This is a genomic window from Micromonospora sp. Llam0 (genome assembly GCF_003751085.1).
Lineage (GTDB): Bacteria > Actinomycetota > Actinomycetes > Mycobacteriales > Micromonosporaceae > Micromonospora_E.
This window is the reverse complement of the sequence record NZ_RJJY01000002.1, coordinates 1525837-1539946: the sequence shown is the minus strand read 5'-3', so window position 1 is coordinate 1539946 and position 14110 is coordinate 1525837. Positions and strand designations below refer to the sequence as shown.

The following is a 14110-nucleotide window of genomic DNA, read 5'->3' as shown; positions in this document are numbered from 1 at the left end:
GTGGCATCAAGCTGAAAATCGCATCTGCCCCGGGCGCGGCCCGGTGCATCCGAATAACCCGTTTTATCCAGCCCGACTTGGGTGGTTCAAGCGGACTTGCGGGCAGTGGTCTTCTTCGCGGCGGTCTTGCGGGCGCCGGACTTCTGCGTACCGCCGGCCTGTCCGGGGCTCTTCGCGTCGGCCTTGCGGGCGTCGGTCTTCTTCTCCGGCTGCGCCTTCTTGGCGGTCGCCTTCTTCTGGTCGGCGGCCGCAGCCTTCTTCGCCGGGGCCGTCTTCCTGGCCGGGGCCGCCTTCTTCGCCGCAGGAGCGGCGGCGGCCTTGGCCGACTTGGCCGAGGTGATCGGGGTCGGCTCGGCCGGCTCCCGGTCTTCGCCCGGAGCTTCCCCACGTGCCACCCGGGCCCGTTCGACCGAGGCACGCAGCGCGGCCATCAGGTCTACCGCGGCGGCCGGTGCCTCCTCTTCCTCCTCCGGGGCGACGATCTCCCGACCCTCCACCTTGGCGTCGATGACCTCCTGCAGCGCCGCCCGGTAGTCGTCGGTGTACTCGTCCGGGGCGAACTCGCCGGCCATCGAGTCGATCAGCGAGGCGGCCATCGCCAGCTCCGGCGGGCGGACCTGGATGTCGTCGTCGAGGAAACCGAACGACGCCTGCCGGATCTCGTCCGGCCAGAGCATCGTGTTGAGCACCAGCACGTTGTCGCGTACCCGCAGGGTGGCCAGCTGTTCGCGTTGGCGGATCGCGACCTTGACGATCGCCACCCGGTCCGAGTCAGCCAGGGCGTCGCGCAGCAGCACGTACGGCTTCGTCGCGGTGCCTTCCGGCTCCAGGTAGTAGGCCTTGTTGTAGAGCATCGGGTCGACCTGGTCGGCCGGCACGAACTCCAGTACGTCGATCGCCCGGGAGGTGCTCAACGGCAGGTCGGCGAAGTCCTCGTCGGTGAGGATCACCATCTCGCCGCCGCCGAGGTCGTAGCCCTTGGCGATGTCGTCGTAGCTGACCTCCTCGCCGTCGACCGAGCAGACCCGCTTGTACCGGATGCGCCCGCCGTCCTCCCGGTGCACCTGGTGGAACCGGATGTCCTTCTCCTCGGTGGCGGAGTACAGGCGTACCCCGATCGACACGAGGCCGAACGACACCGCGCCTTTCCAGATCGCGCGCATGGCTGATCCCTTCGCCACCACCGGCGGCCGCCGACCTGTCCCGCCCTTCCCCAAGGTCAAGATCACCAGGTCGGCCCGGTGTTGATCCAGGATCGCATCCGACAGAACTCAGCGCGACCACTTCGTTGCTGGTTTTACAGTGGCAGGATGCCGGGTGGACCGCTGCGGCCGATGCTCGCGACGACCGGGGAGCTGCCCACAGGCCCCGGCTGGTGGTACGAGTTCAAATGGGACGGAGTGCGCGCTCTGGCGGATATCTCCGGCGGCGGGCAGCGGCTGTACGCCCGGTCCGGTGCCGAGATCACCGTCGCCTACCCGGAGCTGTCCGGGCTGCCCCGCGCCCTGGACGACGCCCTGCTCGACGGGGAGATGGTGCTGCTCGACGCCGCCGGCCGACCGTCGTTCACCCTGCTCGCCGAGCGGATGCACGTGCGGGATCCGGCGCGGGCGGCCCGGCTGGCCGCCGGTGCGCCGGCCACGTACATGATCTTCGACCTGCTGCGGCTGCGCGGTGCCGACCTGACCGGCTGGCCGTACCGGGACCGGCGGCAGGCGCTGGAAGCGCTCGGGCTGGCCGGGCCGGCGTGGGCGGTGCCGCCCAGCTTCACCGACGGGCCGGCCACCCGGGCCGCCGCCGCCGAACACGGGCTGGAGGGCGTGGTCGCCAAGCGCCGCGACGCGATCTACCGACCGGGTGCCCGCAGCCCCGACTGGGTCAAGGTCAAAATCGAGCTGACCCGGGACTTCGTCGTCGGCGGCTGGCGTCCCGGGGTGCGCCGGATCGGCGGGCTGCTGGTCGGCGTACCGGTGCGGGACGCGGCCGGCGCGGCGACCGGCGCGCTGCGGTTCACCGGCCGGGTCGGCGGCGGGATCGGGTCGGCGGCCGAGCGGGCCCTGCTGGCCGCGTTGGAACCGCTGCGCGCCGAGAGGTCACCGTTCGACACGCCGCTGCCCCGGGAGGACGCCCGCGGCGCGATCTGGGTACGCCCAGAGGTGGTGATCGAAGTACGGTACGGGCAGCAGACCCCGGACGGGCGGCTGCGGTTCCCCCGGTTCCTGCGGATCCGCCCGGATGTGCCGGCCACCGACGTCACCGAGGAGGACGCCGATGCGGGCTGACCGCAGTCTCGGCGCGGGCGAGAGCCGGATCCGGGTGGACGTGGCGGGCCGGTCACTGGAGTTGTCCAACCTGGACAAGGTGCTGTACCCGGCGGCCGGGTTCACCAAGGGCGAGGTGATCGACTACTACACCCGGGTCTCCGCTGCGCTGCTGCCGCACCTCGCCGACCGGGCACTCACCCGGATCCGCTACCCGAACGGTGTCGACGGTCAGTTCTTCTTCGAGAAGAACGCCCCGGCCAGCACCCCGGACTGGGTGCGTACCGAGCGGCTGCCCACGCCCGGGTCGTCGCGGGGCCGCGACGAGCTCGACTTCGTGGTCGCCGACGACCTGCCCACCCTGGTCTGGCTGGCCAACCTGGCCGCGTTGGAGCTGCACACCCCGCAGTGGCGGGTCGGCGCCGACCCCGATCTGCTGGTCGTCGACCTCGACCCGGGGGCACCGGCCGGCATCGAGGAGTGCTGCGCGGTGGCGGTGCTGATCCGGGACCGGTTCGCCGACGACGGCATCGCCTGCTTCCCGAAGACCTCCGGCCGCAAGGGCATGCAGCTCGGCGCGCCGGTGTCGGCCGGGCAGTCGGCCGACATCGTCTCCGGCTACGTGAAGCGGGTCGCCGAGGAGCTGGAACGCCGGTCACCGAAGACGATCACGTCGAAGATGGCCAAGCGGCTGCGCCCCGGCCGGGTCTTCATCGACTGGAGTCAGAACAACGCGGCGAAGACGACGGTGGCGCCGTACTCGCTGCGGGCCGGCCCGGTGCCGGCCGCCTCCGCGCCGCTGACCTGGCCGGAGGTGGAGGCCGCGGCGGCCGGCGAGCCGGGCGTCGTCCGCCAGTTCACCGCCGCCGAGGTGCTGGACCGCCTCGACGAGTACGGCGACCTGCTCGCTGACCTGCTGACCGTCGGCCCACCGGTCCCGATCCGTAACCGAGGGTCAGGGTAGGGCCGGGCCGAGGACGTCGTCGGCGTCGACGATCGTGTACGCGTACCCCTGCTCGGCGAGGAACCGTTGCCGGTGCGCGGCGTACTCGGTGTCGATGGTGTCCCGGGAGACCACGGTGTAGAAGTGCGCCTGCCGGCCGTCGGCCTTGGGCCGCAGCACCCGGCCGAGCCGCTGCGCCTCCTCCTGCCGGGAGCCGAACGTGCCGGACACTTGGATCGCCACCGCCGCCTCCGGCAGGTCGATGGAGAAGTTCCCGACCTTGGAGATGATCAGCGTGGGGATCTCACCCTGCCGGAACGCGTCGAACAGCCGTTCCCGCTCCTTGTTGGTGGTGGAGCCCTGCACGATCGGCGCGCCCAGGAACTCACCGAGCTGGTGCAGCTGGTCGATGTACGCCCCGATGACCAGCACCTGCTCGCCGTGGTGCCGGTCGACCAGCGCCTTGACCACCGGCAGTTTGGTGCGCGCGGTGGCCGCTGCCCGGTACCGCTCCTCGGTCTCGGTGACCGCGTACCCCATCCGTTCCGCGTCGGTGAGGGTGACCCGCACCTCGACGCATTCGGCCGGGGCGATCCAGCCCTGCGCCTCGATGTCCTTCCACGGCGCGTCGTAGCGTTTCGGCCCGATCAGCGAGAAGACGTCGCCTTCCCGGCCGTCCTCGCGGACCAGGGTGGCGGTCAGGCCCAGCCGGCGGCGGGCCTGCAGATCGGCGGTGAACCGGAAGATCGGCGCCGGCAGCAGGTGCACCTCGTCGTAGATCACCAGGCCCCAGTCGCGGGCGTTGAACAGGTCGAGGTGGGTGAAGGCGCCCTTGCGGCGCGAGGTCAGCACCTGGTACGTGGCGATGGTGACCGGGCGGATCTCCTTGCGCTCGCCGGAGTACTCGCCGATCTCGTCGGCGGTCAGCGAGGTGCGGGCGATGAGCTCCCGCTTCCACTGCCGGCCGGCGACCGTGTTGGTGACCAGGATCAGGGTGGTCGCCTTGGCCTGGGCCATCGCCGCCGCGCCGACCAGCGTCTTGCCGGCGCCGCAGGGCAGCACCACCACGCCGGAGCCGCCGGCCCAGAACTGCTCCACCGCCTCCTGCTGGTAGGAGCGCAGCGTCCAGCCGGGCCGCCCGTCGCCGCCGGCGGTGTCCAGCTCGATCGGGTGCGCCTCGCCGTCGACGTAGCCGGCCAGGTCCTCGGCCGGCCAGCCCAGCTTGAGCAGGCCCTGCTTGAGCCGCCCCCGCTCGGACGGGTGCACCGCCACCGTGTCGTCGTCGATCTTGTCGCCGAACATGCCGGCGAGCTTCTTGCTCTTGGTCACCTCGGTCAGCACGGCCCGGTCGGTGGCCCGCAGCACCAGCCCGTACGCGGGGTCGTTGGCCAGCTGCAGCCGGCCGTACCGGTCCATGGTGTCGGCGACGTCGACCAGCAGCGCGTGCGGCACCGGGTAGCGGGAGAACTTGAGCAGCGCGTCGACGACGCTCTCGGCGTCGTGCCCGGCGGCGCGGGCGTTCCACAGGCCGAGCGGGGTGAGCCGGTACGTGTGCACGTGCTCGGGTGAGCGCTCCAGCTCGGCGAACGGGGCGATCGCCATCCGGCACGCGGTGGCGTCCGGGTGGTCGATCTCCAGCAGCAAGGTCTTGTCCGACTGGACGATCAGTGGTCCGTTGTTCACTGCCGGTATCCCCCTTCTGGTCGACCCACCAGTCTCGCACGCGACCGCCCGGCACCGGGCGGTCCTGGTGACCGACGCCACTGTCGGAGTGACGATCGTTGCGTACCTGGTGAATATCGCAACCTCAGCGGCCGCTGCGGCGTCTTACATCACGACGGCTGTCCGCCTAGGGCAGCGTCACACTGGCCGGTGCCGACGGACGCGTTCGATCCGCGCCGTGACCCGTCCGGGCCGGAGAGGCAGCCCGGGGAGCGGCGACGCGGGCGGAGCAACGGGGGCGAGCGGTCCACATCCGTGTGACGGCCAGGTGGTGGCCGCCGGCTGCTGGCGACTCTCCAGCGAGCCGCCGGCGGCCACCACCTCAGCGAGCCGGGGTGAGCCCGGCGCCGGGGGTGTACCGCACCGGGACCGGGTCGATGATCTCGCCGACGAACCGGCCGTCCAGGTGGTCCAGGAAGCCGATCAGCTGCCAGCCGTCCTGGTCGGTGTCGGGTACGAGGCGTGGTGCGTACAGGCCGGGGTGGGTGAACGGCCTCGCGGCGGCGACGTCCCACGGGCCGGTGGTGGCGGTGCCGGGCACCACCCAGATCTGGTCGGTGGTCGCGCCCCGGGTCGGCGAGACGGCGTTGTTGGTGCAGAACAGCAGCAGCGGCTGTCCGTCGATCACCACCACCTGCGGGACCTCCAGGTGTCCGAAGCCCGCCGGTACGGACAGCGGCGGCCGTACCCGCCAGGTGGTCAGGTCGTCCGAGGTGGCGTGCCCGATCACGCCCCGGGTGTCGGCCGGCCCGGTGGCCGACCGGGCGGTGATCAGCATGTGCCAGCCGGTGCCGGCCGGGTCCGGGAAGACCCACGGGTCGCGCCACGCCTGTTCGTACCAGGCGTCCCGGTCGAGCAGTTCGTACCAGGTCGGGTCGGCCTCGACCAGCGGTTCGGTGCCGTGCCGGTGCCAGGTCAGCAGGTCGTCCGAGACGGCTAGGCCGATCCGCTGCACCAGCCCCTGCTCGGCCCGGCTGACCCCGGTGTAGAACAGGTACCAGCGGCCGTCCGGACCCCGGACGGTGCTGCCGGTCCAGGTGGCGAGGTCGTCCCAGGCGGGTGCGTCCGCCGGGACCAGCGCGTCGGCGACCAGCCGCCAGTTGCGCAGGTCGGTGGAGACCGCGTGGCCGATGCTGGCGCGGTGATGCCGCCGGTGCGGGTCGCCCAACGCCCGGGAGGCACGCAGGAAGAACACGTGCCAGCGGCCGGTGTCGTCCCGTGCGTACCAGCTGTCCCACACCCAGTGATCCGGTAGCCGAAGCATGGGTGGAAACCTAGCAGTGAATCGGTTTAGCGCCAAGTTCGTGCAGTTCCCACCGGGCCCCCGGTGGCGGGTGGTCCGGTGGCTAGGCGGTGCCTGGCGCGGCGGCGATCGACTTGCGGCGGCGCAGCGGCATCGGCACCACGCACCGCTCGGTCGACTCTCCGTCGAGCAGGATCTCCACCGCCCGCTGGCCCATCCGCTCGTGCGGCAGCGCCGCGGTGAACAGGCCGGGCCGCAGCCAGGTGGCGATCGGGTCGTCGTCGAACGAGACGACCGAGATGTCGGTGGGCACGGTCAGCCCGGCGTCGGCGATCGCCTGGTACGCGCCGAAGGCGAGGCGGTCGTTCATGCAGATGACCGCGGTGGGCGGCGCGGCTCGGGCGAGCAGGGTGCGCATCGCGGTGTAGCCGTGCTCGGGCAGCCACTCCCGGCAGAACGGCTCGGCGTACAGCGTGGCGTCGGCGGCCGACAGGGCGTGCCGGATGCCGAGCAGCCGGGCCTCGGCGGCCAGCGACACCTCCGGGTCGCGTTCCTTGAGGCGGTTGCGCCCGATCAGCGCGATGCGCTGCCGGTGGCCCTGCTTGAGCAGCGCCTCGGTGACCGCCCGACCGGCCAGCTCGTCGTCCGGCAGCACGCATGGCAGATTGTCCGGGCTGGTGGCGTTGAGCAGCACCACCGGGCCGCCCAGGATGGCCGGCGGCACGGTCAGCCGTCGGGTGGCCATCGCGGCGTAGATCACCCCGTCGACCTGCCGGTCGAGCATGGCTTCGATCGCGTACCGCTCGAACTCGGCGTCGCCCTGCGTCTCGGTGATCAGCAGTACGTGGTCGCGCTCCCGGGCGGCGTCCAGCGCGCCCCGGATCAGCCCACCGGCAAAACGGGTAGTTGCCACGATGTCGGACACGAAGGCAATCGTGGCGGTTTTCCTGGTCCGCAGACTTCGTGCGGCGACGTTCGGGCGGTAGCCTAGTTCTTCGGCGGCGGCGAAGACCCGCTGGTGCGCCTCGACGGAGAGGCGCGTTCCCTCCCGCCCGTTCAGCACCATCGACGCGGCGGTCTTGGACAGGCCGGCTCGGCGGGCGACATCGGCCAAGGTGGCCCTGTTCCGCACCGTTGATCCTCTTGATGGGGGTTCACTGTCCACAGCACTGCCTCCGCCGGTCATGCCCATGCTCCATCATGCGATGCCGCCCCTGGTCCGGGACAGGCGGGCTGACCCGCCACCTGTGAACGAGCCGTTTCCGGACCGTTGCCAACTGGTCCTTGACAGCAACGAGCTTTTCGCAGCATGCTCTGCTAAATCAGTTTAGCTAGACGATCCGCCAAGCCACTCACGGCGGAACCCCAGGCGACGGTGCACCGGAGCCGTCACAGGCGAAACATCACGAACCGCTGCGCCGCGTGGGATCGGCGAGGCGGCGACAACTCAAGGAGTCCCGAGATGCGTAGATATGCGCGGAAGCTCCACGCCGGTCGCCCGGCGCTGGCGCTGGCGCCGCTGATGGCGGCCGCCCTTGCCATCACCGCCTGCTCGGCCCCGGGTGCCGACCCGGTCACCGAGGACGACGGTGACACCGAGGTCAGCACCGAACTGGGCAGTGACCCGATCACCCTGGAGATGTACGCCGAGACCGGCTTCCCGCTGGCCAAGGCGCTCGCCGACGAGTTCAGCAACCAGTACCCGAACGTCACGTTCAACGTGCGTGAGGACCAGTTCACCGTCATCGTCGAGAACGCCCCCCGGGTGCTGGCCGGCGACAACGCGCCGGACATCATCCGGCTGCCCACCATGATCGACCTGGTCTCCGACGGCCTGCTGAAGAACCTCGACCCCTACTTCGACGCGTACGGCTGGGACAGCTTCCCCGCCTCGCAGCTGGAGCAGCTGCGGATCGCCGACGACGGCACCCGGGGCAGCGGCTCGCTCTACGGCATGGGCCTCGGCTACAGCGTCACCGGCGTGTTCTACAACAAGGAACTCGCCGAGCAGGTCGGGATGACCGAGCCGCCGGCGACCATCGCCGAGTTCGAGGAGCTGCTCGCCGCGGCCAAGGACGCCGGCATCCAGCCGATCATGCAGTTCAACCAGGACACCGCCGGGATCAACTTCCCGCACCAGGCGCTGCAGAACCAGTACGGCGACCCGCAGGAGATCGCCGACTGGATCTTCCAGAAGGAAGGCGCCACCTTCGACACGCCGGCCGCGCTCAAGGCCACCCAGACCATCGAGAAGTGGGCCCAGGCCGGCTACTTCCCGGCGGACGCCAACGCCATCGACTACACCGCGATGATGGGCCAGTTCCAGGAGGGCAACGGCCTGTTCATGTTCAACGGTGACTGGGAGTCGGGCAACCTGGACACCAACATGGCCGGCGAGGTCGGCTTCTTCCTGTTCCCGGGGGAGACCGCGGACGCCTCACACGTGGCGATGTCCGCCCCGAACACCTTCGGGGTCGGCGCCAAGGCGAAGAACCCCGACGCCGCCGCCTTCTTTCTGAACTGGGTGCACACCAACGAGAAGGCCCGGGAGATCTCGGTGCAGGTCGGTGGCTCCAGCCCCGGCGGCCCCGCCGACCTCGAGGTGCCGACCGCAGCCGAGGGCACCGTCCTCGCCCAGACCCTCGCCGCCAGCGGGCAGCTGGCCGAGGAGAACGGCGCGGTGGACTTCACCGCCAACGCCACCGGCTCGATCTTCGCCTCGGCGATCACCCCGGAGATGCAGAAGCTGATCGTCGGCGAGCAGACCCCGGAAGGGTACGTGCAGGCGGTCCAGGCCCAGTACGAAGAGGAACTGTCTCGATGACGCTGCCCGCTACCGGCAGCACGTCACCCGCGCGGGCCCACCGGAACCGGTGGGCCCGTTCGGGCCGCTGGTCCGGCTGGTTGTGGGTGGTGCCGGCCCTGGCGATGTACGTGGTCTTCGTGGTCCGCCCGCTGACGCTCACCGTCCAGTACTCGCTCTACCACTGGAACGGCATCGGCGTCGCGCGGTGGGCCGGGCTGGACAACTACCTCACCGTGTTCACCGACTCCGACCTGTTGAAGATCATCGGGAACGCGTTCGTGCTGATCGTCTTCTTCAGCTTCATCCCGGTCGGGGTCGGGCTGCTGGTGGCCAGCCTGGTCCGGCGGATGGCCACCGGGCTGTTCGGCACCGCCGTACGGACGATTCTGTTTCTCCCGCAGGTCATCCCGCTGGTCGCCGCCGGCATCGCGTGGAGCTGGCTGCTCTCGTCGTCCGGCGTGGTCAACCAGGCGCTGCGCGCCGTCGGCCTGGGCGGGCTGGCCCGGCCGTGGCTCGGCGACTTCGACACCGCCCTGCCGTCGGTCGGCATGATCGGTGCCTGGGTCTCCCTCGGCCTGTGCACCATCCTGCTGATCACCGGGATCGGCAAGATCGACCCGAGCCTGTACGAGGCCGCCCGGATGGACGGCGCCGGCCCGGTCCGGGAGTTCCTCGCGGTGACCCTGCCCGGTCTGCGCCGTGAGATCGGCGTCTGCCTGACGGTGACCGTCATCGCGGCGCTGGCCAGCTTCGACATCGTCTACATCTCCACCAGCGGCGGCCCGGGGTACCAGACCACCGTGCCGGGCCTGGAGATCTACCGGCTGGCGTTCGCCCAGCGGCAGGTCGGCCTCGCCTCCGCGCTGGCCATCGTGCTGATGGCACTGGTGCTGCTCTGCGTACTGCCGATCCAGCGTCTGACCCGGGAGGAGAAGGGATGAGGCTCAGCCGCAGCGAGCAGGTGACCGGGCGGGTCTTCCTGATCCTGCTCGTCCTGGTCACCCTGCTGCCGTTCGTGAGCATGCTGTCGGCGGCGCTGCAACCCCGCGGCACGGTGCCGACCGGGTTGACCTGGCCGTCCGACCCGCAGTGGGGCAACTTCGCCGACGCCTTCACCGTGGCCAACATGGGCGCGCTGCTCAAGTCCAGCGGCCTGATCGTCGCCGGGGTGGTGCCGGTCGCCGTGGTGATCGCCACCATGGCCGGCTTCGGTCTCGGCCACCTGAAGATCCCCGGTGCCCGGTTCGTCTTCGTCTTCTTCCTGCTCGGCCTGACCATGCCGTTCGAGGCGGTGATCACCCCGCTGTACTACCAGATCCAGGACTTCGGGCTGCTGAACACCCGGTGGGCGATCATCCTGCCGCTGATCGGGCTCTTCATGCCGTTCGGCGTGTTCTGGATGCGTACCCATTTCATCAACGTGCCGGCCGAGTTGTCCGAGGCCGCCCGGGTCGACGGCAGCAGCACCTGGCAGCTGTTCTGGCGGATCCATCTGCCGCTGGCCCGGCCGGCGATCGCCTCGCTGACCATCCTGCTGTTCCTCTGGACGTGGAACCAGTTCCTGCTGGCCATCGTGCTCGTCGACGACAGCACCAAGCGGACCATGGCCGGAGCGCTCGGCGCCTTCCAGGGGCAGTGGGGCACCGACCAGGTGCTGCTGTGCGCCGGGTCGCTGCTGATCCTCACCCCGACGCTGATCGTCTTCCTGATCTTCCAGCGGCAGTTCATCAAGGCCCTGCTGCAGGGGTCGGTGAAGGGGTGACCGTGTCCAACCAGTCGCTCGTCCAGGGCGACGTCGCCGACGGCTTCGGCCGGGTCGCCGACGTGTTCCGGGACAATTTCGTCACCCGGGGCGAGGTCGGCGCCGGCCTGGCCGTCTACGTCGACGGCCGCCCGGTGGTCGATCTGTACGGCGGGCTCGCCGATCCGCGTACCGGCCGGGTCTGGGATCGGGACACCCCGGCGGTGGTCTTCTCCTGCACCAAGGGCATCCTGGCGGTCTGCGCCTATCTGCTGGTGCAGTCCGGCCGGCTGGACCTGGCCGCGCCGGTCACCCGCTACTGGCCCGGGTTCGGGCGTAACGGCAAGGCCGACATCGTGGTCCGCGACCTGTTCACCCACCGGGCCGGCCTGCCGGCGCTGGACCGTGACCTGACCCGCGAGCAGGTGCTGGCCTGGGATCCGGTGATCGCCGCGATCGAGGAGCAGACCCCGCTGTGGCAGCCGGGTACGGCGTACACGTACCACGCGTTGACCTACGGCTGGTTGGTCGGCGAGGTGATCCGGCGGGTCACCGGCGTACCGGTCGGGAAGTTCTTCCGCGACACCCTGGCCGGACCGCTCGGCCTGCGGACCTGGATCGGGCTGCCGGCCGCCGAGCGCGACAGCGTGGCCTGGACGCTGGCGCCGCCGGACAACCCGGTCAGCTACCCGGACCGGGTCAGCGAGCGGTCGTTGACCATGGGCGGCGCGTTCGACTTCCCGGCGGACGCCGCCGGCCTGGTCAGCTTCAACGACCCGGCCGTCCAGGCGGCCGAGGTTCCCGGGGCCGGTGGGGTGAGCTCCGCCGCCGGCCTGGCCCGGCTGTACGCCGCCTGCGTCGCGCCGGTGGCCGGACCACCGTTGCTGACCACCGCCTCGGTGGACGACGCGGTGGTGGTGCGCTCACAGGGCCGGCAGCGGTACGGCGGTCCGGACGCCGGGCAGCGCTGGGGGACCGGCTTCCTGCTCGGGTCGCCCCGAATCCGTCCGATGCTCGGCGACCGCAGCTTCGGTCACGACGGGGCGGGCGGGCATCTGGGCTTCGCCGACGACCGCTACCGGGTCGGGTTCGGGTACGTGCTGAACCAGATGGGCGCGGCGGACGACGACCGGGCCAACCGGCTGACCGCCGCGTTGCGGGACTGCCTGGACTGAGGGCACCGGCCAGGTGTCCTGTCGGGCACCGACCGGTGTCCCGCGTCGGGCGCAGACCGGGTATCCCCCGTCCCACCAGCAACAACTGTATGTCCAGCCGATTTCTGGCCGGTGTCTTGACACGGCCCGATCGCGGCGAGCATGCTCAGCTAAATCAGTTTAGCGTCGATCTACTCGCCCAGTTCGACTGCCGGTCCCCCTCCCTACCCCCCGACCCGCAGCGCTGGCTGGGCACACGCGCTCGCGCGGAAAGGAATGGACGCATGACCCTTCGCAAGAAGGCGGTGGCCCTGCTCGCCGCAGCCGCGGTGCTGAGCACCGCCGGGGCGGCGAACGCTCAGGGTGGCAACGGCGGCGGCATCACCACCGGCATCCAGAGCATCACCCCGATCACCGAGGTCTACACCTACGGCCAGCGGGTCTCCGCGGTGGCGGTCGAGTACGGCGAGATCGTCAACCCCGACTCGATCGACCCGAGCACCTACACCGTGTCGGACACCGTGTACAACTTCCGGTTCAACCCGATCGAAGACCTGACCAAGATGGCCGACCGGACCATCACCAACGTCTACACCAACAGCCGGGCGCACACCCGGTTCGACCAGCGGTCGGTCACCGGCCGGTACGTGATCATCGAGCTCGACCCGGCCGACCCGGGCGGCTGGACCGTGATCGTCTCGAAGTGCCCGACCTTCCTGTGCACCGTCAAGGTCAACCCTGACCTGCCGACCACGCTGACCCAGCGCAAGCGGATCCACGCCAAGCCGGGCAACGGCAACGGCCTGGGGCCGGTACTCGCTCCGGGCACCCCGCACCGGGTCCGGGCGATGACCGAGGAGCCGGTGAACCTACTGGTCGACGAGTTCACCTACGGCTCGTACCTGAGCGGCGGCATGGTGCTGCCGTACCACTACCACCTGCCGAAGAACTACAACCCGACCAAGCGGTACCCGCTGATGGTCGTGCTGCCCGGCCACGGCATGGGCTTCGACGGGGACAACACCGGGGTACAGATCGCGGCGGACATTCCCGCCGTGGCCTGGCTGGAGCGCAAGTGGACCGGCAGCGACGAGGACGTGATCGTGCTCGCCCCGCAGAACCAGCGGGTCGGCGCGGCGGCCGAGGCCGAGCTGCTGATCAAGCTGATCGACCAGTTCGTCGACGAGTACAGCGTCGACCCCAGCCGGATCTACACCACCACGGTCTCCTACGGATCCCAGCTGGCCTGGGCGGCGTTCGAGCAGCGGCCGGACCTGTTCGCCGCCGGCCTGATCACCGGTGGTTTCCAGATCAACGAGGCGCAGGCCGCCGCGGTGGCCGAGGCGGAGATGCCGGTGTACGTCACCCACGGCGTCAACGACCACCTGCTGAACATCTCGTTGGGGCGCAACTCCCGTGACGCGCTGCAGGCGGCGCACGCGGCGCAGGGCAAGGGCGAGCAGGAGATCGCCGGCCTGGTGCGCTACACCGAGTACGAGAACGACGCGTTCTCGCTGCCCGACTACCACGCCGCCTACGGTCCGACGTACGAGGACCGCAGCATCCTGAAGTGGCTGCTCAGCCAGCGCAACGACAGCGCCTCCTGAACCGGCGGACCCGGACCCGGGCAACCGGGTCCGGGTCGGCCTGGGCACCGCCCGACCGTGAGTCCCGTCGAAGGATCTCCGAATCCTTCGACGGGACTCACGCGTGTCTGCGGCCCGGCGCCGGCCACAGCAGTGGTCGAAACGGTTCGAACGAACCTTGTTATCGTAAACAAAGCTCGACCGGATGAGGATGGGCGGTAGGCCGAGGAGCGATGAGGGGAAAGCATAATTCCCGATTGCATCGTTACAACGCCCCGGTTGTAGATCAAACTGTCTCGATGTCTTGAACGTGTTAGCGATAACACCTATGCTCCTGCTGTGGGGCTCAGGGCACGCCCCACCTACATCCACCGGCCTTGTCGGGAGTCGGCCGGGGGTGGCCGTCGGCAGCGTCTGCGCCTTCCGAGCCGGGCCTCGGGCGTCGAGCGCTGCGGGCAGGCCTCGTCCACCTCGGTCTAGCGTGCCGGGCCACGCCGTGCGACGCGGCTGCCCGGCGGTGCCGGTGTCTGCTGGCGTCGACCACGGTGCCCAGCCTGCACCGTGGTCGACGCCGCCCCATCCCCACTTGTGATTCCGCCGAACCCTGCTGCCCGGATACCCGGCGCCGTCGGCACCACCTTCCGGAAAGGAACT

The 14110-nt window shown here is 70.4% G+C and carries 11 protein-coding genes; 7 read left to right on the top strand and 4 right to left on the bottom strand.

The features are described 5' to 3' along the window. Nucleotides 1-86: 86 nt before the first annotated feature. Nucleotides 87-1163 carry a Ku protein gene (locus tag EDC02_RS34450; RefSeq protein WP_123606336.1) on the bottom strand — a complete coding sequence of 359 codons (1077 nt, stop codon included), beginning with the start codon at nt 1161-1163 and terminating at the stop codon, nt 87-89. Nucleotides 1164-1310: 147 nt separating this feature from the next. Here EDC02_RS34450 and ligD (EDC02_RS34445) point away from each other — a divergent pair, with 147 nt between their 5' ends. Next, complete coding sequence (gene ligD, locus EDC02_RS34445) at nt 1311-2282, top strand: non-homologous end-joining DNA ligase (RefSeq protein ID WP_123606335.1); 972 nt, start codon at nt 1311-1313, stop codon at nt 2280-2282. Continuing rightward, the gene (gene ligD, locus EDC02_RS34440) at nt 2272-3225 is read left to right on the top strand and encodes a non-homologous end-joining DNA ligase (protein WP_123606334.1); all 954 of its coding nucleotides are present in this window, start codon (nt 2272-2274) and stop codon (nt 3223-3225) included. Before ligD (EDC02_RS34445) ends, ligD (EDC02_RS34440) begins: the two co-directional genes overlap by 11 nt. Here ligD (EDC02_RS34440) and EDC02_RS34435 read toward each other — a convergent pair. The 3 genes from EDC02_RS34435 to EDC02_RS34425 all read right to left on the bottom strand — a co-directional run bounded on the left by EDC02_RS34435 (nt 3217) and on the right by EDC02_RS34425 (nt 7301). Next, nucleotides 3217-4887, bottom strand: coding sequence for a DNA repair helicase XPB (locus EDC02_RS34435; protein ID WP_123606333.1), 1671 nt, complete (start codon nt 4885-4887; stop codon nt 3217-3219). The genes ligD (EDC02_RS34440) and EDC02_RS34435 overlap by 9 nt on opposite strands. A 361-nt stretch (nt 4888-5248) precedes the next feature. Next, nucleotides 5249-6226: a glycoside hydrolase family 68 protein gene (locus EDC02_RS34430; RefSeq protein ID WP_255500608.1), complete on the bottom strand. Its 978-nt coding sequence runs from the start codon at nt 6224-6226 to the stop codon at nt 5249-5251. Nucleotides 6227-6272: 46 nt separating this feature from the next. Further along, the gene (locus EDC02_RS34425; protein ID WP_233606589.1) at nt 6273-7301 is read right to left on the bottom strand and encodes a LacI family DNA-binding transcriptional regulator; all 1029 of its coding nucleotides are present in this window, start codon (nt 7299-7301) and stop codon (nt 6273-6275) included. A 330-nt stretch (nt 7302-7631) separates the two neighbouring features. On the opposite strand from EDC02_RS34425, the gene EDC02_RS34420 reads away from it, so the two are divergent. From EDC02_RS34420 to EDC02_RS34400, 5 genes are all read left to right on the top strand, one after another. Beyond that, complete coding sequence (locus tag EDC02_RS34420) at nt 7632-8993, top strand: ABC transporter substrate-binding protein (RefSeq protein WP_123606330.1); 1362 nt, start codon at nt 7632-7634, stop codon at nt 8991-8993. Further along, entirely contained in the window at nt 8990-9916 is a 927-nt protein-coding gene (locus EDC02_RS34415) for a carbohydrate ABC transporter permease (RefSeq protein ID WP_123606329.1), read from the top strand. The genes EDC02_RS34420 and EDC02_RS34415 overlap by 4 nt, the downstream gene beginning before the upstream one ends. Then, nucleotides 9913-10737, top strand: a complete 825-nt coding sequence (locus EDC02_RS34410; protein ID WP_123606328.1) for a carbohydrate ABC transporter permease — start codon at nt 9913-9915, stop codon at nt 10735-10737. The genes EDC02_RS34415 and EDC02_RS34410 overlap by 4 nt, the downstream gene beginning before the upstream one ends. Before the next feature lie 2 nt (nt 10738-10739). Then, nucleotides 10740-11891 (top strand): serine hydrolase domain-containing protein, encoded by a 1152-nt coding sequence (locus tag EDC02_RS34405; protein WP_123607377.1) that lies wholly within the window; start codon nt 10740-10742, stop codon nt 11889-11891. A gap of 263 nt (nt 11892-12154) precedes the next feature. Beyond that, nucleotides 12155-13477 carry a prolyl oligopeptidase family serine peptidase gene (locus tag EDC02_RS34400; protein WP_123606327.1) on the top strand — a complete coding sequence of 441 codons (1323 nt, stop codon included), beginning with the start codon at nt 12155-12157 and terminating at the stop codon, nt 13475-13477. The last annotated feature ends 633 nt before the right edge of the window (nt 13478-14110 follow it).

What these genes read in the sequence shown, in the direction of transcription:
- EDC02_RS34450 (WP_123606336.1), bottom strand. Translation starts at nt 1,163, where the DNA reads ATGCGCGCGATCTGGAAAGGCGCGGTGTCGTTCGGCCTCGTGTCGATC.
- ligD (WP_123606335.1), top strand. Translation starts at nt 1,311, where the DNA reads ATGCCGGGTGGACCGCTGCGGCCGATGCTCGCGACGACCGGGGAGCTG.
- EDC02_RS34415 (WP_123606329.1), top strand. Translation starts at nt 8,990, where the DNA reads ATGACGCTGCCCGCTACCGGCAGCACGTCACCCGCGCGGGCCCACCGG.
- EDC02_RS34410 (WP_123606328.1), top strand. Translation starts at nt 9,913, where the DNA reads ATGAGGCTCAGCCGCAGCGAGCAGGTGACCGGGCGGGTCTTCCTGATC.
- ligD (WP_123606334.1), top strand. Translation starts at nt 2,272, where the DNA reads ATGCGGGCTGACCGCAGTCTCGGCGCGGGCGAGAGCCGGATCCGGGTG.
- EDC02_RS34400 (WP_123606327.1), top strand. Translation starts at nt 12,155, where the DNA reads ATGACCCTTCGCAAGAAGGCGGTGGCCCTGCTCGCCGCAGCCGCGGTG.
- EDC02_RS34420 (WP_123606330.1), top strand. Translation starts at nt 7,632, where the DNA reads ATGCGTAGATATGCGCGGAAGCTCCACGCCGGTCGCCCGGCGCTGGCG.